22 protein-coding genes and 1 pseudogene are annotated in these 23,610 nt (G+C 70.5%); 10 read left to right on the top strand and 13 right to left on the bottom strand.

Features of this window, described 5'->3' with window-relative positions; all coding sequences use genetic code 11:
• Window positions 1–72: 72 nt before the first annotated feature.
• From ACIBZJ_RS33615 to ACIBZJ_RS33585, 7 genes are all read right to left on the bottom strand, one after another.
• Complete coding sequence (locus ACIBZJ_RS33615) at window positions 73–639, bottom strand: hypothetical protein (RefSeq protein WP_395936893.1); 567 nt, start codon at window positions 637–639, stop codon at window positions 73–75.
• Between the two features lie 48 nt (window positions 640–687).
• On the bottom strand, window positions 688–1,014 hold the full coding sequence (locus ACIBZJ_RS33610; protein WP_395936891.1) for an ArsR/SmtB family transcription factor: 327 nt from the start codon (window positions 1,012–1,014) through the stop codon (window positions 688–690).
• 7 nt (window positions 1,015–1,021) lie between these two features.
• A complete protein-coding gene (locus tag ACIBZJ_RS33605) occupies window positions 1,022–2,548 on the bottom strand; it encodes a glycoside hydrolase family 13 protein (RefSeq protein WP_395936889.1) in 1,527 nt (508 codons plus the stop codon).
• On the bottom strand, window positions 2,545–3,408 hold the full coding sequence (locus ACIBZJ_RS33600) for a carbohydrate ABC transporter permease (protein WP_395936887.1): 864 nt from the start codon (window positions 3,406–3,408) through the stop codon (window positions 2,545–2,547). The genes ACIBZJ_RS33605 and ACIBZJ_RS33600 overlap by 4 nt, the downstream gene beginning before the upstream one ends.
• Window positions 3,405–4,319, bottom strand: a complete 915-nt coding sequence (locus ACIBZJ_RS33595) for a carbohydrate ABC transporter permease (protein WP_395936885.1) — start codon at window positions 4,317–4,319, stop codon at window positions 3,405–3,407. Before ACIBZJ_RS33595 ends, ACIBZJ_RS33600 begins: the two co-directional genes overlap by 4 nt.
• The gene (locus ACIBZJ_RS33590) at window positions 4,319–5,662 is read right to left on the bottom strand and encodes an extracellular solute-binding protein (RefSeq protein ID WP_395936883.1); all 1,344 of its coding nucleotides are present in this window, start codon (window positions 5,660–5,662) and stop codon (window positions 4,319–4,321) included. Before ACIBZJ_RS33590 ends, ACIBZJ_RS33595 begins: the two co-directional genes overlap by 1 nt.
• An 827-nt stretch (window positions 5,663–6,489) precedes the next feature.
• A complete protein-coding gene (locus ACIBZJ_RS33585) occupies window positions 6,490–7,500 on the bottom strand; it encodes a LacI family DNA-binding transcriptional regulator (RefSeq protein ID WP_395936881.1) in 1,011 nt (336 codons plus the stop codon).
• Between the two features lie 118 nt (window positions 7,501–7,618).
• On the opposite strand from ACIBZJ_RS33585, the gene ACIBZJ_RS33580 reads away from it, so the two are divergent.
• Window positions 7,619–7,993 carry a type II toxin-antitoxin system PemK/MazF family toxin gene (locus ACIBZJ_RS33580; protein WP_395936879.1) on the top strand — a complete coding sequence of 125 codons (375 nt, stop codon included), beginning with the start codon at window positions 7,619–7,621 and terminating at the stop codon, window positions 7,991–7,993.
• A gap of 66 nt (window positions 7,994–8,059) precedes the next feature.
• Window positions 8,060–8,321 (top strand): annotated as a pseudogene (locus ACIBZJ_RS33575) (transposase); the annotation flags it as partial.
• A 452-nt stretch (window positions 8,322–8,773) separates the two neighbouring features.
• Here the strand turns inward: ACIBZJ_RS33575 and ACIBZJ_RS33570 are convergent.
• Window positions 8,774–9,115, bottom strand: coding sequence for a DUF1330 domain-containing protein (locus ACIBZJ_RS33570; protein WP_395936877.1), 342 nt, complete (start codon window positions 9,113–9,115; stop codon window positions 8,774–8,776).
• A 265-nt stretch (window positions 9,116–9,380) separates the two neighbouring features.
• Between ACIBZJ_RS33570 and ACIBZJ_RS33565 the strand changes: the two genes are divergently transcribed.
• Window positions 9,381–9,827, top strand: coding sequence for a TetR-like C-terminal domain-containing protein (locus ACIBZJ_RS33565; protein WP_395936875.1), 447 nt, complete (start codon window positions 9,381–9,383; stop codon window positions 9,825–9,827).
• Between the two features lie 205 nt (window positions 9,828–10,032).
• A complete protein-coding gene (locus ACIBZJ_RS33560) occupies window positions 10,033–12,375 on the top strand; it encodes a putative bifunctional diguanylate cyclase/phosphodiesterase (protein ID WP_395936873.1) in 2,343 nt (780 codons plus the stop codon).
• Here the strand turns inward: ACIBZJ_RS33560 and ACIBZJ_RS33555 are convergent, their stop codons facing one another.
• Entirely contained in the window at window positions 12,376–13,092 is a 717-nt protein-coding gene (locus tag ACIBZJ_RS33555; RefSeq protein WP_395936871.1) for an SDR family NAD(P)-dependent oxidoreductase, read from the bottom strand.
• Window positions 13,093–13,767: 675 nt separating this feature from the next.
• Here ACIBZJ_RS33555 and ACIBZJ_RS33550 point away from each other — a divergent pair.
• The gene (locus tag ACIBZJ_RS33550; RefSeq protein ID WP_395936869.1) at window positions 13,768–14,253 is read left to right on the top strand and encodes a hypothetical protein; all 486 of its coding nucleotides are present in this window, start codon (window positions 13,768–13,770) and stop codon (window positions 14,251–14,253) included.
• Complete coding sequence (locus ACIBZJ_RS33545; RefSeq protein WP_395936867.1) at window positions 14,250–15,068, top strand: hypothetical protein; 819 nt, start codon at window positions 14,250–14,252, stop codon at window positions 15,066–15,068. The genes ACIBZJ_RS33550 and ACIBZJ_RS33545 overlap by 4 nt, the downstream gene beginning before the upstream one ends.
• Before the next feature lie 64 nt (window positions 15,069–15,132).
• On the opposite strand, the gene ACIBZJ_RS33540 is transcribed toward ACIBZJ_RS33545, so the two are convergent.
• Window positions 15,133–16,404 carry an APC family permease gene (locus tag ACIBZJ_RS33540; RefSeq protein ID WP_395936865.1) on the bottom strand — a complete coding sequence of 424 codons (1,272 nt, stop codon included), beginning with the start codon at window positions 16,402–16,404 and terminating at the stop codon, window positions 15,133–15,135.
• Between the two features lie 71 nt (window positions 16,405–16,475).
• Here ACIBZJ_RS33540 and ACIBZJ_RS33535 point away from each other — a divergent pair, with 71 nt between their 5' ends.
• Complete coding sequence (locus ACIBZJ_RS33535) at window positions 16,476–17,462, top strand: GlxA family transcriptional regulator (RefSeq protein WP_395936863.1); 987 nt, start codon at window positions 16,476–16,478, stop codon at window positions 17,460–17,462.
• A gap of 36 nt (window positions 17,463–17,498) precedes the next feature.
• Complete coding sequence (locus ACIBZJ_RS33530; protein WP_395936861.1) at window positions 17,499–18,545, top strand: class I SAM-dependent methyltransferase; 1,047 nt, start codon at window positions 17,499–17,501, stop codon at window positions 18,543–18,545.
• Window positions 18,546–18,564: 19 nt separating this feature from the next.
• Here ACIBZJ_RS33530 and ACIBZJ_RS33525 read toward each other — a convergent pair whose 3' ends face one another.
• Complete coding sequence (locus ACIBZJ_RS33525) at window positions 18,565–19,731, bottom strand: molybdopterin molybdotransferase MoeA (RefSeq protein WP_395936859.1); 1,167 nt, start codon at window positions 19,729–19,731, stop codon at window positions 18,565–18,567.
• Between the two features lie 202 nt (window positions 19,732–19,933).
• Between ACIBZJ_RS33525 and ACIBZJ_RS33520 the strand changes: the two genes are divergently transcribed.
• Window positions 19,934–20,653, top strand: a complete 720-nt coding sequence (locus ACIBZJ_RS33520; RefSeq protein ID WP_395936857.1) for a CAP domain-containing protein — start codon at window positions 19,934–19,936, stop codon at window positions 20,651–20,653.
• A gap of 1 nt (window position 20,654) precedes the next feature.
• Here ACIBZJ_RS33520 and ACIBZJ_RS33515 read toward each other — a convergent pair whose 3' ends face one another.
• Window positions 20,655–21,506 carry a siderophore-interacting protein gene (locus ACIBZJ_RS33515; RefSeq protein ID WP_395936855.1) on the bottom strand — a complete coding sequence of 284 codons (852 nt, stop codon included), beginning with the start codon at window positions 21,504–21,506 and terminating at the stop codon, window positions 20,655–20,657.
• Window positions 21,507–21,631: 125 nt separating this feature from the next.
• Between ACIBZJ_RS33515 and ACIBZJ_RS33510 the strand changes: the two genes are divergently transcribed.
• Window positions 21,632–23,017 carry a glutamine synthetase gene (locus tag ACIBZJ_RS33510; protein WP_395936853.1) on the top strand — a complete coding sequence of 462 codons (1,386 nt, stop codon included), beginning with the start codon at window positions 21,632–21,634 and terminating at the stop codon, window positions 23,015–23,017.
• Window positions 23,018–23,026: 9 nt separating this feature from the next.
• On the opposite strand, the gene ACIBZJ_RS33505 is transcribed toward ACIBZJ_RS33510, so the two are convergent.
• Window positions 23,027–23,593, bottom strand: coding sequence for an HD domain-containing protein (locus ACIBZJ_RS33505; RefSeq protein WP_395936851.1), 567 nt, complete (start codon window positions 23,591–23,593; stop codon window positions 23,027–23,029).
• Between the last annotated feature and the right edge of the window lie 17 nt (window positions 23,594–23,610).

Genomic DNA, 23,610 nt, shown 5'->3' with positions numbered 1-23,610 from the left:
GCGGGGTTCAGGAGGGTAGGCAAACACGCAACGCACACGGCGCATCGCCGTGCGGGGAGAGAGAAGGTCGAGCTAGCGCGCGCAGGCGGCAGGTGGGCCCCGCCGGATCACGCTGTGGCGCCACTCCGTCGCGTACCGCGCGATCGGGTGTTCGGCCGCCCGGGCCAGAGCGGGACGGTGCGCGGGCCGGATCAGTGCGCGGACGAGCGTCCAGAGCAGGTGCAAGGGCCCGGCCGTACGGGCGAGCCACCCGCAGATCCGCCGGACGGCGGTCTCGCCGCCGCGCAACCAGGCCGCAGCCGACAGGCCGGCCCCGAGGTGCGCCAGCACCATCGCGACGGACGGCAGGCCACCGAGCGTCACCGCCGCCTCGCCGTGGTGACCGGCGTGCGGCAGCACCTCGAACAGCAGGTGCAGGACGGCCTGGGCGGTCAGCATCACCGAGACGAGGAACGGGTAGCGCCGCTCACGCCCGGCGAGCCCGAACGCGACGACCAGAACGAGGCCGGCACCGGCGAACATCGCGGTCATCGAAGGCGGTCCGCCCGCGGCCCAGGAGTGCAGCGCGATCGACAAGCTCAGGCAAACCAGGGTGAAAACCCCGGCGCGCGCCTCCCGCGCGAAGCCCTGGCTGGTCATGGCCGTGATCGTCCCACATCTACCTAACGTGACGACCGCCGCTCAGGATCAACCGCGGCGCCGACGACCTCGGGCCAGTTCGGTGCCGAGCGCGTCGAGTCCCTGGTTCCAGAACCGGCGGTACTGGTCGAGCCAGGCGTCGACCTCCTGGAGCGGGGCCGGGTCGACCGCGTACAGGCGCCGGGCACCCTCGGCCCGGACGGTCGTGAACCCGTTTTCGCGGAGTACCCGCAGGTGCTGCGAAACGCCGGGCTGCGAGAGCCCGAACTCGGCCCGCACCGCCGCGGTCACGTCACCGGCGCTCTGCTCGCCGTCGGCCAACAACTCCAGGATCCGGCGCCGGACCGGATCTCCCAGGACATCGAAGGCGTGCACCTCGCGATTATAAGTCAATCCTTATATAGGCGGCGGTATCCACCGGCAAGAACCCGTCCTCGATCGGTCCGCTCGCCAGCACGACCTCACCGTCGAGCGCCACCGGCGCCGGCGACAGGTTCACTACGCAGACCGGCCCCGCGTCGCGGGCGAACGCGAGCACGCCGACGCCCCGATCGAGCCACCGCAGGCTGCCGGAGAACTCGCGCCGCCGCCGCAACACCGAGCGGTAGAGCGTCAGCATCGAGTCCGGCGCGCCGTCCTGGGCCTCGACGGTCAACCCGTCCCACCCGGCCGGCTGCGGCAGCCAGGTCGGCGTCGCTCCGAAACCGTACGGCGGGGAACCGCCCGACCACGGAAGCGGGATCCGGCACCCGTCCCGGCCCGGGTCGACCCCACCGGAGCGGAAGTGCATCGGGTCGCGGATCGCGTCGGTGGGGACCTCGTACTCCGGGAGCCCGAGTTCCTCACCCTGGTAGACGTAGACCGCGCCGGGCAGCGCGCAGGCCAGCAGCGCCGCGGCCCGCGCCCGCCGGGTGCCCAGCTCGAGGTCGGTCGGGACGCCCGCCTTCTTGGCTCCGAACGAGAACGACGTGTCCGTCCGCCCGTATCTGCTCACGACCCGGGTCACGTCGTGGTTGGACAACACCCAGGTCGCCGGCGCGTCGACCGGCGCGTGGGCGGCGAGCGTGGTGTCGATCGAGGCGCGCAGCCGGGTCGCGTCCCAAGGGCAGGTGAGGAAGTCGAGGTTGAACGCCGTGTGCAGCTCGTCCGGGCGCAGGTAGCGTGCGAAGCGCGCGGCATCCGGGAGCCAGAGCTCACCGACCAGGATCCGCGGGTCCTCGTACGAGTCGGCCACCCTCCGCCACGACCGGTAGATGTCGTGCAGTTCGTCCCGGTCGACGAACGGATGCGGCCGGCCGGCCTCGAGGTCCGGCAGCGCCGGGTCCTTCACCGGCAGAACGGCCGAATCGATGCGGACGCCGGCCGCGCCGCGGTCGAACCAGAAGCGCAGCACGTCTTCGTGCTCTTGCCGCACCGCGGGATGGGTCCAGTTCAGGTCGGGCTGCTCGGCGGTGAAGAGGTGCAGGTACCAGTCGCCGTCCGGCAGCTGGGTCCACGGGTCGCCGCCGAACTCCGACGTCCAGTTGTTGGGGTGGTCGCGGAACCAGAACAGGTCCCGGTCGTGGCCTTCCAGCGCACGCTGGAACCAGGGGTGCAGGTGCGAGATGTGGTTCGGTACGACGTCGACGATCGTCCGCAGTCCCAGCGCCCTGGCTTCCGCGATGAGCTTCTCGGCCTCGGCGAGCGTGCCGTACTCCGGGTCGATGTCCCGGTAGTCGATGACGTCGTACCCGCCGTCCGCGCCCGACGACGGGTACCAGGGGTTGAACCAGAGCGCGTCGACGCCGAGGTCGGCCAGGTACGGAAGCTGGGCCCGGACCCCGGCGAGGTCGCCGATCCCGTCGCCGTTGCCGTCCTTGAAGCTGCGCGGGTAGATCTGATAGATCGCCGCGGTTTTCCACCAGCTCATCCCTTGAGACTCCCTGCGCCGATCCCGGCAATGATGTGACGTTGGAAAACCAGGAACAGCGCGACCATCGGCACGCTGGCGATCACCATCGCGGCGATCAACTGGCTGACCGGCGCGTCGCTCGACAGCTGCACCAGCGCGACGCTGATCGGTGACTTGTTCGTATCGGAGAAGACCAGCAGCGGCCAGAGGAAGTCCTGCCAGACCGCGACGACCGCGAAGATCGAGACGACACCGAGGACGGGCCGGGAGAGCGGCAGGACGACGTGCCACAGCCGGCGCACCGGCCCGGCGCCGTCGATCTCCGCCGCTTCGATCAGCTCGGTCGGGATCTGGTCGAAGAAGCGCTTGAGCAGGTACAGGTTGAACGCGTTGGCCACCGCGGGCAGCCAGATCGCCAGCGGGCTGTTCAGCAGGTTGACGTGCACGATCGGCACGTCGACGACCGTGAGGTACTTCGGTACGAGCAGCGCCGACGCCGGCACCATCAGCGTCGCCAGGATGCCCCCGAGGATCACCGAACCGAACACGGGCCTCAGCCGCGACAGCGCGTAGGCGGCGAGCGTGCAGAACACGATCTGCAACAGCCAGGCACCAGCCGCCTGGATCGCGGTGTTCGTCAGGTGGGTAGTGAGGCTGAGCGTGTCCCAGGCGTCGGTGTAGTTCTCCGGATGGACCTGGTCCGGTACCAGCGTCGGTGGGGTGCGGACGAGTTCGTCCGACGACTTCAGCGCACCGGTGACCATCCAGTAGATCGGGAACAGGAACGCGAGGACGAACGCCGCCACAGCGCCGGTAAAGATGACCCAGTAGAGGACCTTGTAGCGTTTCAGTGAGGATTCGGAAATCAGCGTTCTCACGTCGCCTCCCTGGTCAGGCGGAGGTAGAGAGCGGAGAACACGCCGAGGAACGCCAGCAGCATCGCGCTGAGTGCGCAGGCGCTGCCGTAGTCGAGGTAGACGAACGCGTACTTGTAGATCAGGTAGAGGACGGTGATCGTCGCGTCCTCGGGGCCGCCGCCGGTCATGATGTAGGGCTCGGTGAACACCTGCATCGTGGCGACGATCTGGAGCAGGAGCAGCATCAACATGACGAACCGGGTCTGCGGGATCGTCACGTGCCGGATCCGCTGCCAGACGCTCGCGCCGTCGAGTTCGGCCGCCTCGTAGAGCTCGCCCGGGATGCCCTGCAGCGCGGCCAGGTAGATCAGCACCGTGCCGCCCAGGTTCGCCCAGGTCGCCACGAGCACGAGCGAGATCAGCGCGGTGTTCGTCGAGTTCGTCCAGTCCGACGTCGGCAGGTGCAGGAAGCGCAGCACCTCGTTGAACAGGCCGGGCCCGGGGTCGTAGAACCACTTCCAGAGCAGCGCGGTGACCACCGGCGGGATCATCACCGGCAGGTAGACCGCGAGCCGGAAGAACGCCTTCGCGTGCCGCAATTCGTTGAGCAGCACCGCGAGCGCGAACGGCACCAGGAACCCGATGACCAGCGCGAGCCCGGTGAAGTAGAACGTATTGCGCCAGGCGGCCACGAACTCCGGGTCGCCGAACAGCAGCCGGAAGTTCTCCAGCCCGACCCAGGTCGGCTCGTCGACCGAGTTCGTCTGCTGGAACGCCAGCACCAGCGCCCGGAACGCCGGGTACCAGGAGAACAGCCCGAAGCAGATCAGGCCACCGGCGAGGAAGCCGTAGGCGACGACGTTGTCCTTGAGCTTTTTGGTGGTCCTGCGGCTCTTTTCGAGCCGCAGGACCGTCGTCGTCAGTACTGCCATCAGCGCTGGTTCGCCAGCAGGCGGTCGATCTTGTCGGACGCGTCACCGAGCAGCTTGTCGATGTCGGCGTTGCGGTTGGTGAGTACCGCCGACATGACGCCGTCCATCACCGAGTAGATCTGCTGCGCCTGCGGCGGCTCGAGCTTGCCGGGGACGACCGTGTCCTGGAACAGCTGGTAGTTCTCGACCGGGACGTTCGCGTACTGTTTTTTCAGCGTGTTGTCTTTGTCCGCGGTGGCGCCGGTCCACAGGTTCGGCTGCGGCAGGCCGACGGGCGCTTTGTTGCGGGCCGCGCGCTCCCAGTTGTTCGAGCCGCTCCCGGGCTGCAGGTTCTGGAACTCGACCCACTTGACGCCGGCCTCGATCTGTTCCGGCGTCGCCTTGCGGTTGAACATGTAGCCGTCGCCGCCGAGCAGCGTCGCCTTGTTGCCGGGCATCGGGGCGATCGCCAGGTCGTCGTACGAGCCCTTGTACTTCTTCACGACCTCGGGGATGTTGTCCGGCGCCGAGAGGTACATGCCGAGCTTGCCCGCGCCCATCAGCTGCTGGACGTCGGTGATCTGCAGGAGCTGCTTGGTGCCCATGCTGTTGTCGGCCCAGCGCATGTCCTTCAGCGACTGCAGCACGGCCTTGCCCTCGGGCGAGTCGACAGTTGCCTTCTTGCCGTCCTCGGACACCATCGTGCCGCCCTGCGAGTACATCTCGGCGGTGAAGTGCCAGCCGCCCTGGTTGCTCGCGCTGTAGTCGGCGTACCCGACCGTGCCCTGACCGAGCCCGGCGATCTTCTTGGCCGCGGCGCGGACTTCTTCCCAGGTGGTAGGCGGTTTGCTGGGGTCGAGGCCGGCCTTGGAGAAGAGCGCCTTGTTGTAGATCAGGCCCATCGAGTAGTTCGTGCGCGGGAGGCCGTAGGTCTTGCCGTCGCTCTTGAAGATGTCGGTGACCGACGGCTGGATGTCGCCGTAGCCGGCGACCTTGTCGGTGTACTTCGAGATGTCGGCGGCCTGGTGGCGCTTGACCACGTTCGCGACGTCGGTGAAGTAGACGTAGTAGACGGTTTCCATCTGGCCGCCGGCCAGCTTGGCGTCGAACGTCTTCGGGTCCATGCACGGGAACGCGTCGTGGGCGACGATGTCGATGTCGGGGTTCTGCTTCTCGAAGAGCGCGATGTCTTCTTCGAAACTGGCGCGGTCGATCGCCGCCGACTTCGGCGGCTCGCAGTTGACCGTGATGCGGACCTTTCCGCCTTGGCCGGTGTCGTCGTCGGAGCTCGAGCACGCGGCGGCGGCGAGCAGCGAGCAGGCGGCTAACGCTGCGGTCGCAGCGCGCAGATGGGTGGTTCTCATCGTCGAGTGCCCTTCGTTGTGGCGCGTAGTGGCGACACCCCACCGCGCCCGCCGTCGCGGGGTAGTTACGGAGAGCGCGTGCCGCAGACCATAGGGCGCCCCGACAAAGCAGTGCAAGATCTGTATCGAGAATTGAAAAATATCGACTAGATCACGGTGGGGGCGGGTGGTCGGGTGCCCGACAGGGCTTGCGCAAGCGGCGCGCAAACGCCTTGCGCAGATCCGGAGCCCGCCGGCGGCCGTTGCGGCGACGCGACCATGGCCCGGTTCATGGCCGGCGCCGCCCTCGCTGTCGCGGGCTCCCCGCACCGCTCGCCACCTCCGCCACGAAGCCCGAGCCCCACGCCCCAGCCCGCAGCTAGGACGCCCGCAGCCCCGACCTCAGCCGCCCGACCTCAGCCGCCTCCGCCCACCCAGACGGGACCCCGACCAGCCCTGACCCACGAACGCGCCCGTCCTCACCACCAACCCGCGCAGGGAATGCGCCCAGCCCCCCACGGCACGCAGCCACCACCAGACCTGACCCGCGATCCACGCCGGTCACCATCAACCACCCGCGCGAAGACCCCCACGCCCAACGACCTCAACAGGCCCCACACCGGATGCGCCCCACCCGCCGACGCCTCGCCAGCCGACCACCCACCAGACCCGAAGACGAGAACACGCCACCAGCAACAACCTGCGCGAGAACGCGCGCGACCACCGACCTCGACGGGCCCCGCGCCGGACACGACCCACCCAGCGGCGCCCTCGCCAACCGACGACCACGAGACCTCGGTGCGCGACCACCCGTCACCACCGACCGAACCGCGCCGCGACCGCTCCCATCAGCCGGCCGCGCACCTCGCGGTGCTCGCGCGCACCACCAGCTCCGGCTCGAAGAGCAGCTCATCCGGCGCCACCGACACGCCCTTGATCTGGTTGGCCAGCAGCTCGACCGCCGCGCGCCCCATCGCCTCGATCGGCTGCCGGACCGTCGTGAGCGGCGGGTCGGTGCAGTTCATGAACGCGGAGTCGTCGTACCCCACCACCGAGAGGTCCTCCGGAACGGCGAGCCTGCGCCGTCGGGCCGCCCGCACCGCGCCGAGCGCCAGGACGTCACTCGCGCAGATGATTCCGGTGACCCCACGCTCGATGAGCTTGGTCGCCGCCGCCTGCCCGCCCTCGACCGAGAACATCGCATTCACCACGAATTCCGGCGGAGCATCCAGGCCCAACTCGCCCGCTCGTTGCCGGAATTCCACAAGCTTGCGCTGGGACGGCACGTGATCGGCCGACCCGAGGAGCAACCCGATCCGCTCGTGACCGAGCGAGCGCAGGTGGCCGAGCGCCTGGGCCACGGCCACCCCGTCGTCACACGAGACGCGGGGGAAGCGCAGCCGCTCGATACCCGCGTTGACCAGCACGACCGGGAGCCGGCGGGAGGCCAGCCGCTCGTAGTGCGAGTGCTCGGCGTCGGCCTGCGAGAACAGACCGCTCGCGAACATGACGCCGGACACGTGCTGCTCGAGCAACAGGTCGACGTACTCCGCTTCGCTGACGCCACCGGCCGTGCGGGTACACAGCACCGGCGTGAAGCCTTTCTGGGCCAGCGCATCGCCGACCACCTCGGCGAACGCCGGGAAGATCGGGTTCTGCAGCTCGGGCAGGACGAGGCCGACGAGCCTCCCGCGGTCGCCACGGAGCTGGGTGGGCCGCTCGTAGCCGAGGACGTCGAGCGCGGTGAGCACGGCTTCCCGGGTGTCGTCGGACACCCCGGGGCGTCCGTTGAGGACACGGCTGACCGTGGCCTCGCTGACCCCTACTTTCTGCGCCACTTCCGCAAGCCGTCGAGTCACGCTTGCAAGTTAACGCAAAATCTCGACAACAATCCAGGGGCAGCAGCGATTCGCCGCGCGGCCCCCCGGCTAGGGTTCGGCCCCGGCTTGGGTTCGGCCCTCCGGCTAGGGTTCGGGCGTGATCCGAACCAACACCCTCGCGTACGCACCCGACCTCGACGGTGACGCCGATCCCGGCGAAATCGTCTGGACGTGGGTGCCGTACGAGGACGACCCCAGCCAGGGCAAAGACCGGCCGGTGCTGGTCGTCGGGCGGCGCGGCAAGACGCTGCTGGGGCTCATGCTCTCGTCGAACGAAGAGCGCGACGGCCAGCCACACTGGTACGGGCTCGGCGCCGACGCCTGGGACCGCGAGAACCGGCCGAGCTGGATCCGGCTCGACCGGGTGCTCGAGGTCGACGACGACGGCATCCGCCGCGAAGGCGCGATCCTGCCCCGCGATCGTTTCGACGTGATCGCCCGCGAACTCCGCCGCGACTACGGCTGGAACTAGTACGACAGCGGCGTTTCGTTGTACTGGTCTGTTCAGGTGTCTGATGTGGTCAGTGCTGATTGAGCGGTGTGGGCTGCGGGTCTGGATGCGTTGGTGGCGCGGATCGCGGGCCGGTTCGGGCGGGCGGAGCCGCGCCGGCAGGCGCGGGTGTATCTGACTGGTTTGCTGGCGCCGGTGCAACGTAAGAACGGCTGGCAGCTGGCGGAGGCGGCCCGGGGATTCGACGCCGGATCGGATGCAGCGGTTCCTGCGGATCGCCCGGTGGGACGCCGACCTCGTCCGCGATGACCTGCGGGACACACCTGATCCACACCCCGACACGCCCAACCCCACATGTCCCGGCCTGCTCACGACTCCGCCGACGCCACCAAGCCCATGCGAAGAACGCCCACTACCAGCGAAGACGACAGCTATCTAACGAAACGCTGCTGCAGTACTCGTACGGCAACGACAGTGGGCCGCGGCCCGATGCCCCGGTCCAGCGGAAATGGTTATCGATGGAAAGTTGCGGGTGCTCTCGCGGGGGCGATGTTCCATCGATCTCGGCGTTCCCCCGAATGATTCGCCATGACCAGCCGCACAGCCCGGGCTTGGTGCGGGAATCAGACGGGTCGTCCCAGTCGACGAGACGGAGTCCAGATCATGGGACCCCGTGACACGACCTGGATGCCGGACCGGCCGGTCCCGTGCCGAATGCCGTTGCAGTACTAAGGCCGCCTTTCAAAGGCCAGCAGCCCGCCGTGGCCGAGGCCCAGACGACCTGAACCCGTGAAACGCGGACTAGAGCGCCGCTTCCCGCATCCGTGCGGCGGTCAGCTTCGCGTCGTACCCGGGCCCGACCCCGTCGACGAGGATCGCCACACCCGGGATGTGGTCGGTCCGCAGGGGCAGGATCTCCTGGTAGGCGGGCGACAGGTACCACCCCCGGGCCTCGTCCACACCCGGGAACTCGATGATGACGACGGTGCCGGGCCACTCGCCCTCCGCGACCTCGGGCACCGTCCCGTGGACGATGAACCGCCCGCCGAAGGGATCCATCGTGGACTGGATCCGCTCGAGGTACTCGAACACGTCCGGGTGACTCGACAACTCGTACAGGTGCGCCAGCGCGTATGCGGCCATGTCTCCTCCTGGGTGTCGATGATCAAGGCTCCCGACCGCGGGTACGCCTGTCGATTACGCCGCAGGTAAAGGCCCTTGACGTGGAAAGCTAACCCGATTAGCTTGGAGGCTATGGAGATGAGCTACCCTGCCTAGGGCCGGGCTGACCCCGGCGATCGTCGTCGCCGAGGCCGCCGATCTGGCCGACGAGGTCGGGCTCGACAAGCTCACGCTCGCCCTGGTCGCCCAGCGCCTCGGCGTCGCGCTCCCCAGCCTCTACAAACACGTGAAGGGCCTCGATGCGCTGCGCCAGAAGCTGTCGGCGCTGGCCTCCGAAGAACTTTCCGAGGCGATGGCCACCGCGGCCGTCGGACGATCGTCACTGGAGGCGGTGATGGCCGTCGCCGACGCGTACCGGGCCTATGCCCACGCCCACCCGGGCCGGTACCTGACCACCCAGCGCGTCCCCGCCCCCGACGACCCGGTCCACGTCAAGGCGGGCGAACGCGCGGTCGGCACGATCTACGGGACGCTGCGCGGCTACGGCCTGGAGGGCGACGACGCGGTCGACGCCACCCGGGCGCTCCGCAGTGCCATGCACGGTTTCGTGTCGCTGGAGGCGGCCGGCGGCTTCGGGCTCCCCCAGGACGTCGACCGCTCGTTCAGCCAGCTCGTCAAAGCTCTCGACACGGCCTTCCGTGCCTGGCCGTCCACCGACCCGGATGACGCCTGACGGCGGACGTGCCCCCAAGCGGTAGCCGGACGGCGGACGGCGGACGATCCGTCTGTCCAAATCGGTCGGAGTAAAAGCGACACGTGCTCTTGTTTTCCACCTGAGCGACCCCCAGTGGTGCAATGGTGGTCCGCGGTTGGGGCGACCGGGACCCGCGATGCCGGGGGTGCAAGTGGTTTTGACGTCACTCGTCACGAGGAGATGGGTGCTGCGCGACGATCCGACCGGGGTCGCGGCGCACACGGAGGGGTGGCGCTGGTTCCTTCTCGGCGGGCTCGGCTTCATCGCGGCGGCCAATCTCGCGCCGACGGACGCGCAACCGCTGCTGTGCAGCCTGGCCGAACTCGGCACGATCGCCGGTCTGGCCATCGGCATCCGGGTCAACCGGCCCGTGCAGCGGCTGAGCTGGCTGATCGTCCTGGCCGCGATCGGGCTTCTGGCCGCCACGAAGCTGGTCCAGCGGGTCGACGTCGTGGCCGGACTGCACGCGCCGCTGCCCGGGTCCGCCGTCGACTACCTGTACCTGGCGGTCTACCTGCTGCTGACGGCCGCGCTCGGCGTCCTCCCGCTGTACGGACGGCAGCGCACCAAGCTCACCAACGCGACCGAGTTCGGCATCCTCGCCTGCACGATCGTCGTGCTGGCCTGGTCCGGCGTCATCGACCCGGTACTCGACGCGTTCGCGGTCGACGGCGTCGTCGCGGTCACCGCGTCCCTGCTGCCGATGCTCGGCCTGCTGATGGTGACGACAACGGCCAGACAGGTGGTGACCGCGCGCATCCGGACGCCGTCCGGCGTGCTGGCCGTGCTCGGGCTGATCTCGCTCTGCGCCGGTGACACGATCGCGATGGCCGCCCGCCTGCACACCGGCTCGACGCTCGGTGCCGCCCCCTCGATGCTCGGCTGGCTGGTCGGCACGCTGCTGCTCGCCACCGCCGCGCTGCATCCGTCCGCCGCCGTCGATCCCGCGCCCGCCGAGCGTCCGAACCGCCGGGTGATCGCGAACGGGTACGTGCTGCTCATCCTCGTCGGACCGATCGCCACCGCGATCTCCCTGCTGCGCGAGTTCCACCAGCCGAGCCAGATCACGGCGGTGGACGTCGTGGTGCCGCTGACCGCGACCACGGTCACCGCCGTACTCCTGGTCGCCCGGCTGACCGCGTTCGCCCAGGTCGCCGAACAGCGCGCCACCACGCTCGACGCCCGCACCGAGGCACTGGAGACCGCGCTCGGCGAGCAGCTGACGCTCCGCCGCGAGCTGAGCCGTCAGGCCACGCACGACCCGCTCACCGGCCTCCCGAACCGGACGCTGCTCGGCGAGTCGATCGACGACGCGCTCAGCAACGACGAACCGGGCACGCTGCTGCTGTTCGACCTCGACGGGTTCAAAGACGTCAACGACCGGTACGGCCACGAGGTCGGCGACGAACTGCTGGTCGCGCTGAGCGAGCGGGTCCGCGAGGTCGTGGCGCCGCCGCACCTGCTGGCCCGGCTGGGCGGTGACGAGTTCGCGGTGCTGCTGCAGGACGACGACCACGACATCTGCGTCCGGTACGCGGAAGCGATCCTCGCGGCCGTGCGGCGTCCGTTCCGGGTCTGCCCGTACCAGCTGTACACGGCGGCCAGCCTGGGGTTGCGTCCGTTGGAGGCCGAGGTCGGCACCGCGCGGTTGCTCGGCGACGCCGACCTGGCGCTGTATGCGGCGAAGGAGGCCGGCCGCGATCAGCTCGTCTGCTACGACTCGCAGCTGCGGACCAGGCATCTGGCGCAAGCGAGGATGGTCGACCGGCTGCGGGAAGCGCTCGATCAGGACCAGTTCTCGGTGTACTACCAGCCGGTCGTCGACCTGCAGGACGGCCGGTGGGTCGGCGTCGAGGCGCTGGCCCGCTGGGAGGGCGAGAGCGGGTCGGTCAGCCCGGACCAGTTCATTCCCGCCGCCGAAGACAGCGGCCAGATCGTCGCGCTCGGCACCTGGGTGCTGCGGCAGGCCTGCCGGGACGCGGCGGCCTGGCACCGCGACCACGGCACCCGGGTCGCGGTCAACGTGTCGGTGCACCAGCTGCGCGAGGCCAACTTCACCGCGGTCGTCCACAGCGCGCTCGCCGACAGCGGGCTGCCGCCTTCGGCGCTCACGCTGGAGATCACCGAGAGCGTGCTGCTCGGTAGCGGCATGCCCCGGTCACGCGCGGTCATGCACCTGGCCGAGCTCCGCAAGGCCGGTGTGCGGGTGGCGATCGACGATTTCGGCACCGGCTTCTCGTCGCTGGCCTACCTGCAGGATCTGCCGCTCGACACGATCAAGATCGACCGCGCGTTCGTCCCCTGCGCCGAGCCCGGCGACGCCCGGCAGTTCGCGCTGGTCCGGACGATCGTGCAGCTCGCGCGCGGGTTCCGGCTCGGCACCGTGGCGGAGGGCATCGAGACGTCGTGGCAGGCGCGGGTGCTGCGGCTGCTCGGGTGCCAGCTCGGGCAGGGGTACTACTACGGCAAGCCGATTCCGGCCGACGTGATGAGCGCCGAACTCGCGCCGCAGAACGCGCCGGCCTGATCAGTCCGGCACCGGATCGCCGTCGACGGCCGACCAGCCGCCGGTCGCCCGCGCGAGCAGCGTCCGGCCGGTGAACTCGGACGTGTCCGCGGCCAGCAGCCGGAGCACGAGCCCGGCCAGCCGGTCCGCCGGTCCGGTGGCCGGCACGACCCGCAGCCCGCTGCCCGGCACCACCCGCTCCCCGCTGCCCGGATCCACCCGCCCGGCCGGCCCGGACGAGGCCCCAACGGCCACCGGGACGACGATCGACGTCACCCGGGTGCGCGGGCCCAGGCGGGCCGCGATCTCACGGGTGGCGACGCTCACCAGAGCGCCGACCGTCTCCGCGCTCGGGCCGTCGACCGGGTAGACGTTCGTGATGCTCCCGCCCCGCTCCGCCATCCACGCGAGTTGCACCCGGTAGATCCACCCCGACGGCACGCCCCGCCCCCCGGCCCGCGGCGCGGCCCCGCCCGTCGCCACGACGTTCACCAGCCCGTCGATCCGCTCGAACGCGGCCAGCGCGTAGTCGACCGCGTCGTCCTGGTGGTCCGGGTCGTGCCCGTGGCCGGCGACGCCCAGTACGACCCCCGGTCCGGCCCCGTCGACCAGCGCCTGGACGACGTCCGAATCGGAGTCGGCCGCGCACACGTGATGACCGTCGCCGGCCAGCGCGGCGACCAGCGCCCGCCCGACGCGCGAACCGGCCCCGGTGATCAGCACCGCCCGGACCCCCATGGGCGAGCAGTCTCACCGAGAAGCGCCCGCCTCCGCGTCGGCAATCCCGCCGGTCCGCCCGAACCGAACGTGCTGCCATTACGGACAGTTAGCAGTTCCGGCGAACGGCTGCTCGCCCGCCCGCGACCGGAGTGCTCCGAGGACCCACCGCAACCCCTTGGGGCCAACGAGTACTGACACCTGGTGACACATACCTCGCAACCCCCACCGACCTGCCGATTTGGAACGACACGGAGAGTGAGATAGCCTTCTCCCGCCGCGTCGGTAGACCGCTCCTGGTCTTCAATGCGGACCGCTCGAAACCGCTCGAACCGCTCGAACCTCACACCCGCGCACATGCGGGTCCGTTCGAATCGGAAGGCCCCCGGAGGGCCGATTCCCAGTTAAGGGGAGCGGAAGTGCGAGATCGCCCTGACCGCGTCAAACAGACGTATCGGTGCATCACCATTGGTTGGACCTCGGTAGCGATCGGCGTGACCGCCGGGCTGATCGGTAACCCCACAGACGGGGTCACGGTCGCATTCGAGGTTGCCGCGTTCCTGCACGAGTTCTTGCCGTAACAAAGCTGCCCGTGGGCCGGGCTCCGGCCCACGGTCGGCGCGGAACATTCGACATCTTCTGGTGATGGACCTATAAGGAGCCGATCTCCCAATGTTGGCAGGTGTACCGGAGGGCGTGGGGATCTTCCACGAACTCAAATCATCAATCGCGAAGGCCGGCACGCTCCTCGGCTGGCCGATTTCGGAATTGAGAGACTTCGGCGCGACCGTTCTCGCGCATGGACTGGAACATCTGGAAAGAGCCGGGTCGTCCAGCCCGGCAGCGTTGTTCGTTCGCAAAACCGCGCACGTCGGCTTGCGTGCGATCGAGGTTGCCCGCTTCTCAGCCCCGGACGACTGGGAGGACTGGAGCGTCTACTTGATCGACTGGAACGACGACGACCGGATTTTCTACCGTCGACTCGTTGCGGACGAGAAGACCGACGACGAGAAGGCCGTCTGTGCGCTGCACCTGGCCGGATTCGAACCCAACCTGATCAGCCGAGCGACGTCGTTGCCCGGGCCGGAGGTGAGGAGGATCTGTGGTCGAATCCTCACTCAAACGAGGGAGTACCAACGCGCGAAGCACGACCTCAAGGCGAAAGGGACGATGATCCGATGAACCCCGACTGCCACGAGAATGGGGAACACCGTAGTGGCGGGGCTTCCCTGCCGACGGACTACACGTCGTTTCTCGTGCTCTACGAGAAGCACCACGCGTCGGAAAAATGGGTTCGCGAAAGTGAACTGTCCGATCTCAAGGCGAATCTGCTCGACGCGGCCCGGCAACTCGGCCGGATTCGCCAGGACTCGGGCCAGCACCGAGTTGCCGAGCACTGGTACGAAGTCGCCGTTCAACTCGGCGATATCCAGTGCTACTCGCGTCTCCAACGGATGTGGGAGGACGCCTCGTTGACCGCGGAGAGTCCGAACGACAGGGCCGCCGCGGAGAGGTCCGCCGCGAGATGGCGGTACTACGGTGTGCTCGCACGCCAACGTTCCCTCCACGTGGCTGATGCGGGCAACGCGTCCGACAAGGCACTCGACGCCGTGTGCCGCGACGAGTCGCACCGGACCGGTTCCCGGCTCGACAGCGCCGAGGTGGAACGAATCGCCAGCACGTATCTCTCGTCTGCCGGCGGTTCGGTCCGGAAGTCGCACAACGACATCGCGCGGCCGCGAGTTGTGCCGCCAGGCATCGATCCGGCTCGGCAATCGTCGAGCCGGGTGCTGAGCTCGGTTGTCGCCTTGGTGGCGCTCGTGACCATGGCTCTGACTGGCTACAACATAGTCGCCGCAGGATCTTTCGACCTTCCGGTCTGGACCTTCGTCGGCGGGGGTTCGTTGATGCTCCTAGCCTGGTCGGCCGGACGTTCCGCCCGGAGACATGCTGACGATCAAGCGCTCGCCGCCGAACACAGCCCAGCGATCTGGTAGAGCTCCGGCCGGCGTGGGTCGTTCGGACGCGACCCACGCCGGGTCCGGTCCGGAGCAGGGCCGGCTAGCCCGAATGTGACATCGACGGGTCAGCCTCCGCCGCGCGCCGAGCCCGGAACCGCTCGTGGAGCAGTGCGCCCGACGTCACCAGGGCCGCCCACACCAGGTAGCGACCGGTGAGCACGGCCAGCACCAGCACGATCACCATCGCGGCCACGGCCGTCCACCAGGCCGTGCTCCGCCGCGGCAGCAGCTTCACCGCGGCGGCCACGCCGACCGCGTAGACGGTCACGAACAGCCCGGTCGTCACCAGCACCAGCACCCGGGCGCCGACGCCACTCGCCAGCACCGCGCACAGTCCGATCGTCACTCCCCCGACCATCACTCCCAGGCTCCGCCGGGGCACCTCGCCCGCGCTGCTCCCCTGCCCCAGCCAGGCCGGGAACGCTCCGTCCCGCCCGAGTGCGGCACCGAGCTTCGCCCCACCGGCGAAGTACGCGTTGATCGCACCGAACGTCAGCAGGATCGCCGCACCGGCGGCCAGCAGGCGCGCGTCCCCGCCGACCGCGACCGCGAGCACCTCGCCGAGCGGCGCGTCCGAGGCACCGGCCGCAGGCCCCAGCACCGTGATCACCGCGAACGCGATCGCCAGGTACAGCACCCCGACCAGGACGACCGCCGCGGCGGTGGCGCGGGGTACGTCCCGGGCCGGGTGACGGAACTCGGCGGTGAGGTGGGTGATCGCCTCCCAGCCGACGAAACTCCAGACCAGCAGCGCCGCGGTCGGCCCGATCGCGAGCCAGCCGTGCGGAGCGAACGGCGTCAAGTTGTCCGTCCGCATGTGTGGCGCCGAGAGCACGACGGCCACCAGCAGGAACGTCACGAGCAGCAGCGTCAGTCCGAACTGGACCCGTCCGGACAGGCGCACCCCGAACGCGTTGGCCGCGCCCACCACCGCGATCATCGCGGCCGCGGCCACCGCGACGGTGATCCGGCCACCACCGACCGCCGCCTCCAGGTACGCCCCGACGAACAGAGCCGCCGCGGACGCCCCCGGTGGCACCGCGAAGAAGAAGCACCAGCCCACGATCGACGCGGCGCGCGGTCCGAACGCCAGCCGGGCGTAGGTCGAGACTCCCCCGGCGTCCGGATACCGGGAGCCCAGCGCGGCGAACGCGAACGCGAGCGGCGCCGACGCGACGACCAGCAGTACCCACGCCAGCAGCGACGCCGGGCCGGAGACCTCGGCCGCCAGGGCGGGCAGCGCGATCACGCCGGTACCGAGCACCGCGCCGACGTACAACGCGGTGCCGTGCGCGAGGGAGAGTCGTTTCATACCGGCAACCCTCGGGTCCGCCGCCCGCGGCGACCAGCGCGATTTCCACCTCGCTGCGCTAAATTCCTGCCATGAGCCGGCACGTGGTCGCGGTCGCCGTGGACGCCAACCTTCCGGTGTTCGAGCTGGCGGTGGCCTGCGAGGTCTTCGGCCTGGACCGCAGCGACATCGTGGATCCCTGGTACGAATTGCGGCTCTGCGCCGTCGGGGCGGGCCCGGTACGGACCGTGGACGGCCTCACCATCGACGCCGGTTACGACCTGGACGACTTCGAGCGCGCCGACACGCTGCTGGTGCCGGGCGTCCACCGCACCACCCAGGTCGATCCTCCGGTGCGGCTGCTGGAGGCGCTGCGGAGAGCACACGCGGCGGGCAAGCGCATCGTCGCGTTCTGCGGTGGCGCCTACGTGCTCGCGACCGCCGGGCTGCTCGACGGCAGGCGCGCCACCCTGCACTGGATGAACGCCCTCGACTTCGCCCACCGCTTTCCCCGCGTCACCGTCGACCCGACCGTGCTCTTCATCGACGACGGCGGAGTGCTGACCAGCGCCGGAACCGCCGCCGCGATCGACCTGGCGCTCCACATCGTCCGGACCGACCACGGTGCCGCGGTCGCGGCCGAGGTCGCCAGGCGGATGGTCGTCCCGCCACCCCGCCAGGGCAGTCAGGCGCAGCACCCGACGCCGATCGCGGCCCGCAAGCCCGACGACCTCGGCGACGTCCTGGCCTGGGCGCACGAACGCCTCGACCAGCCGCTCACGGTCGCCGACCTGGCCCGCCGGGCCCATCTGAGCCCCACCACGTTCGCACGGAGGTTCCGTGCGACGCTCGGCGCGACGCCGCTGCAGTGGCTGGTCGAGCAGCGGGTCCGGCGCGCGCAGGAACTGCTGGAGGCCACCGACGAGCCGGTCGAGCGGATCGCCCGGCTGGCCGGCTTCGGCACCCCGGCCAACCTGCGGCACCACTTCCAGCGCCTGGTCGAGGTGTCACCGCAGACGTACCGGCACGTGTTCCGCTATCGCGCCCGCGCGACCGTAGTTACGGAGCTGATCGGTTAATTCCGCCGCAACTGCGTGCAGGGCACAATGATCGTCATGGTTGACCCCGAGATCGCGTTTCCCGCGTGGTCGTCGATGACGACGACGCAGACCCAGCGGTGGGACGCGGTGCTGCACTGCCTGGCCGAGCTCGTCCCGGCCGGTGCCACTGTCGTGGTCGACGGCACCCACGCCGGCGTCGTGGCCGACCGGCTGGCCGGCACGTTGCGGGCGAACGGCCATCCGTGCGAACGGTTGCCGGGCTCGCCCGACGGTGCCGGCGGGGAGGTTCCGTGCTGGCCCGACGGCCCGGCGACGATCGCGGTCGCGGACGGCGGCGAGTACCGCACGCACCCGCCGGCCGGGGGCTGGGACGTGATCCTCTGGCTCCGTACGGGCGCCCGGACGCCGCTGCCCGAGGGGACGACCGCGGCTGACGTGGTGCTCGATCTGCACGACCCGGCCTGGCCGGTGATCCGCCGGGTGGACGAGCGGCTGGCCAGCTCCGACCGCTGGTACCTCACCGAGTCCCGCGCGTTCTTCGCCGCCAAGGCCGCGAGCTGGGACACCCGATTCGGCGACGACCTGCCCGCGTACGCAGCCGCGGTCCGCGACGGGGGCTACCGCACCGGTGGTGTACTCGTCGACGTCGGCTGCGGCACCGGGCGGGCGCTTCCCGCTCTGCGCTCCGCGGCCGGGCCGACCGGAAAGGTCATCGGCCTCGACCTCACGCCCGAGATGCTCGCCGAGGCCCGCGTCCGCAGTGCCGAGGAGCACGCGTCGCTGCTGCTCGCGGATGCCTGCCGCCTACCGCTGGCGAACGCGTCCACCGATGGCGTCTTCGCTGCCGGGCTCCTCATGCACCTGCCCGATGCGGACGCCGGGCTGAGGGAAATTGCCCGCATCACGCGTACGGGAGGGCGGCTGGTGCTGTTCCACCCGTCCGGGCGGGCGGCGCTCGCCGGGCGGCACGGACGGGTGCTGCGCTCCGACGAGCCGCTGTCGGAAGGCCCGCTGACCGCGTCGACCGTCGCGGCGGGCTGGCGTCTGGACCGTTACGACGACGCCGACCACCGCTTCCTGGCCATCGCCACCCGGGTCTGACGCCCCCCACTCCGCCGCCTCACCCCGGGAATCGCAGGATCTCGGCGGGTTGACCGGGCGTCCAGCCGGGTTCGAGAACGGCGAGCCCGTCGGCGTCCGCCGCCGCACGCAGACGCGCGGGCCCGGCGTCCGCCACCGGAACGGCCTCGCCGTCGCCGAGCCGCACCGGGACCAGGCGGGTGACCGTCCCCGGCGGAGGGACCGGACCGCCGACCGGAAGCCGGAACGCCGGACGCGGCACCCGGCCGAGCAGACCGTCGAGCAGCGGGACGAGCACGGTCAGGCACGCGACCAGCCCGGCGAACGGGTTGCCGGGCAACCCGACGACCCAGCGCCCGTCGGGCAGCCCGGCCAGCAGCTGCGGATGCCCCGGACGGCAGGCCACGCCGTCGACGTGCAGCGACGCACCGAGCTCGGCGAGCACCGCGTGCAGGTGATCCGCCCGCCCCACCGACGACGACCCGGTCACCACGACGACGTCCGTCCCGCCGGCGGCCACCACCTCGGCGAGGCGGGCGTGATCGTCGGGCACCGCCACGAGTTCGGGCCCGGACGCCCCGGACCGCTCGAGCAGCGCGACGACGAACGGGCCGAGTGCGTCGCGGACCTGCCCCGGGCCGGGCAGACCGCTCGCGACGACCTCGTCGCCGGTCACCACCAGCCGTACCGACGGCCGACGCCGGGCCGGCACGGTGTCGGCCCCGCCCTGGGCCAGCAGCCCGAGCAGCGGGGCGGTGAGTTCGCGCCCGGCCCGGGCGAGCACGTCACCCGGCCGCAGGTCTTCACCGGCTCGCCGGATGTGCGTCTTGCGCACCGGCCGAGCCTCCACGAGGTCCCGGTCGACCTGCGACTCCTCGTACGGCACGACGGCCGAGGTCGCGTCCGGCACCGGCGCCCCGGTCGCGATTTCGACCGCGGTGCCCGGGGCCAGAGCGCCCGGGGACGCGGTGCCGGCCAGCACCCGGCCGACGATCACCCACGGCCCGTCGCCGCACACCGCGTACCCGTCCATCGCCGCGGTGTCGAACCCCGGCACCTGGGTGCGCGACCGCACGTCGGCGCCCAGCACCCGGCCGGCCGCCTCGGCCAGCGGAATCGCCTCGCAGCCGACCGGCCGCGCGAGCGTCCGAGCCCGGGCGCGGGCCTCTCGCCAGCCCGTCGTGCGGCGCGTTCCGAGAAGGGTCACGCCGCACTCCGTCCCGCTGGCTGTTGTCTACAGTATGCCCTCCCGAGATCGGGGGCGCGGTCGGAACGGGCCCGGGATCGAATCGGGATCGAGATCGGAACTGAGCCTCCGGGCAATGGCGTGGTCGGAGTGAACTTCTGTCCACTCCGGCCCGTGAGTTCCCGTGATTCACGCGTCGGGGCCACACGCGAAGGGAGCCGGTGTGTCCGGATCCACCTATCCGAGCCGACCGAACTCACGGCCCGACCTCTACTCCGGCGCGCGACGCCGATTCAGCGGACTCGGCACGATCGCGTCCGGGTTCGTCGCACTGGTGCTGGTGCTCGGGGCGCTGCTCACCAGCGAACTCGACCGTTACAGCACACAGGACGACCCACCGCCCAACGCCCAGACGCCGGGCTCACCGCTGCTACCCGCCGCACCGGTCGACCCGGGGAACGCGTCACCCGCACCGGGCGGAACACCACCGGACGATCCGCCGCCCTCCGCGTCACCACCGGCCGACTCGGTGCCGATCGCGATCCTCACCGCGATCAACCAGGAGCTCTCGGGTCAGGGCTGCAAACCGGTGAAGCTCGATCCGAAACTGGTCACCGCGGCCCGCAACCACATGAACACGATGGTCGCGACCGGCTACCTCGATCTCCGGACGCCGGACGGCACCGGCCCGGCCGGGCGGGCGAAGGCCGCCGGCTTCGGAGGCAGCCGAGTGGTCGAGTCGGTCGTGCTCGGCGCCGAGGCCGCCCAGGACGCCGCGACGATCGGCTTCCCGAGCCCCGGCAAGTCCGGCGACGCGGTGCCGATCACCGTCCAGATCGTCTCGCGCACCACGCTGATGTGCGGCTACACGTCGCTGGGAGCCGACTTCCGGCGCGACTCCCGCAACGTGCCGATCTGGTCCATGGTCCTCGGGACGAAATAGTTCAGGACGCCCGGGACGCGATGGCCTCCGCTTCCTCTTCCTCGACCTTCGCGTTCCACTCACCCTTTGTCGTCTGCCAGCCGTCCTCGTCGCGTCCGCGGCGCCAGTAGCCCGAGATCGACAGGCGCTCGCGCGGCACGTCCTTCTCGACCCGCAGCAGCGTGCGCAGCGCCTTGACGAAGTTCGCCTCGCCGTGGACGAACGCCTGGACGGCACCTTCCGGCCAGTCCAGCGCCCGCACGGCCTCGACCAGGGCGTCCCCCACCATGCGGTCGCCGCGGTGGACCCAGGTGACCCGGGTGTCGGGGTCGACGGTCAGCTTGAGCTCCTCGTCGGGCCCGGCCACTTCGAGGAACACGTGGGCGGGCCGACCGGCCGGCATCCGCTCCAGCGATGCGGCGATGGCCGGCAGCGCGGCCTCGTCCCCGACCAGGAGGTGCCAGTCGGCGTCCTCACCCGGTGCGTAGGCACCGCCGGGGCCCTGGAACCGCAGGACGTCGCCGGGCTCGGCCGCGGCGGCCCACGGGCCGGCCACGCCCTCGTCGCCGTGGTAGACGAAGTCGATCGCGAGCTCGCCGGTCTCGGCGTCCCAGCTGCGCACGGTATAGGTCCGGACGCGCGGCCAGTCCTCGCGAGGCAGGTCGTTGCGGATCGCCTCCAAATCGAACGGCTCCGGGTACGCGACACCGTCCCGCGGGAACAGGATCTTCACGTAGTGGTCGGTGAACTCACCCGCCGGGAAACTGGCCAGACCCTCACCGCCGAGCACGACCCGGATCAGGTGGGGGGTCAGCTGCTCCGTGCGCAACACCGTTGCCTCGCGAGCCTGACGCGGACGTCGGGGCTGAGTCATCCGGATCCTCTTCTCCTAGTTAGTAAGGGCAGCCTAACTCGCCTTGGTTGCTCACACCTAGTGCGGCTGCAATGATCTGATCGGTAATGACCGTTTTGCGAGGTTAGTGGCACGAAGGAGCGACCATGGCACTCAGCACCGTGAGCCCACCGGCCATTCCGACGCCGGAGGAGCTTTGGGCACGCGCGGCTGAGGAACTCGCCGGCGCAGGCGTCAAAGGCGTCACGATCGTCTGGGCCGACAACAACGGCATCCCGCGCTCGCAGACCGTCCCGATCGACCGGCTCTCCAACGCGGCGGCCTATGGCGTCGGCCTGTCGTCGCTGTTCGCGGTGCTCGACTCGCACGACGGCACGACGTTCGCCCACGAGGGCCTCTCGACGCCGTCCGGCGAGGTCCGGTTGGTGCCGGTCATCGACCGGCTGGTGCGCCTGAAGGGCCAGCCGGCGTTCGCCTGGGCGCCCGGACGCCAGCTCGGCGCCGACGGCGGCCCGACGGCGTACGACCAGCGTTCGGTCCTGGAACGGCAGGTGGAACGCGCCCAGGACGCCGGGTTCAACGTCCGGGCCGGGTACGAGCTCGAGTTCTATCTGGCCCGCGACGCCGAGCTGACGCCCGCCCACCGCGGCCCGGCGTACAGCCCCACCGCGCTGCTCCGGGTCGACGAGTTCGCCGGGCAACTGCTGAACGACCTGGCGGCGGACGGCGTCCCGGTCGGGCAACTGCACGCCGAGCACGGGGCCGCCCGGTTGAAGGTGAGCATCACGGCGACCGACCCGATCAGCGCCGCCGACCGGCAGATGCTGGCCCGGCAGACGATCCACGCTGCCGCCCGGGCCCAGGGCCTGCGGGCGAGCTTCGCGCCGGTGGTCGACGTCGCCGGGATCGGCAACGTCTGGCGTCTGCACAGCTCGATCTGGAAGGGCCGGGAGAACTTGCTGGTCGGCGACGGCCCGCACGGCCTGTCGACGCAGGGCGCGGCCTATCTGGCCGGTCTGCTCCGCGACCTGCCCGCGATCGCCGCGATCACCGCACCGAGCATCCCGTCGATGACCCGCCTGCGGCCGAGCGCGTTCGCCGGCGCGTACGCGTTCTGGGGCATCGGCAATCGCGAGGCGCCGCTGCGGTTCATCCCGTCCACGACGATGCTCGGGTCGTCTCAGGCGAACGTCGAGCTGACGCCGTCGGACGCGTCCGGCAACCCGTACCTGGCGCTGGCGGTCGTGATCGGCGCGGGCCTGGCCGGCATCGAGGAGTCGCTGACGCTGCCCGATCCGATCCAGGAGGACGTCGGGGCCTGGAACTCCGATCGGCGGTCGTCGCTGCACGTCCAGCGCCTCCCGAACACCACCGAGGAGCAGGTCACGGTGCTGCGGGACAACGCCCGGATCGAGCAGGTACTCGGCGCCGAGCTCGCCGGCGCTTACCGCGCGGTGCGCCGGTCCGACCACCTCTGGGCGCAGGACCGCTCGATCGAGGACGTCATCGAGGGTCACCGCTGGCTGTATTGAGCGACGCGGCTAGGCCGCGCGGATGAGCAGCCGCTGCCGAACCCGGGCCGCTACCCCGAGTAAGTACGGCGCCCGGGTCAGGTAGGCCCTGGCCTGCGGAGAATCCGGGCCGTGCCGGTCGAGCGCCTCCGCCAGCCGCTGCTCGACCGAGTACGGCCGACCGTGCGGCCCGACGGTCTGATCGGCGTAGGTCAACGCGTCCGAGAGCGCCGAGACCTCGAGCGGGAACTCCGCGAGCTCGGCGGTCAGACCCCGCGCCTCGGCGACGTAGCGGGCCCCGGAGTGATGGGCAACCAGACTGCACAGCCGTCCGGGCGCACCTTGTCTGCGCAGGTAGCGGGCACCGTCGAGCGGATGGAACCCGGTGTCGTGGGTCTGGCGGGCGTACCCGATGTCGTGTAACCAGGCGGCCGCGACCAGGATTTCCCGGTCGGCCTCGTCGACGGTGCCGGCGACCTGCTCCGCGCGGGCGGCGACACCGGCCGAGTGCTGCCAGCGCTCGGTCGGCGGCCGGAGCAATGTCCGCGCGAGCTCTTCGGCGTGTTCCACCCCGAAGACGCAGGCGGTTCTAGTCATGTATCCAGTGTCACCCA

The organism is Cryptosporangium sp. NPDC051539, from assembly GCF_044454545.1.
In the GTDB taxonomy this organism is placed as follows: domain Bacteria; phylum Actinomycetota; class Actinomycetes; order Mycobacteriales; family Cryptosporangiaceae; genus Cryptosporangium.
This window is presented reverse-complemented; position numbering and strand designations above follow the sequence as displayed.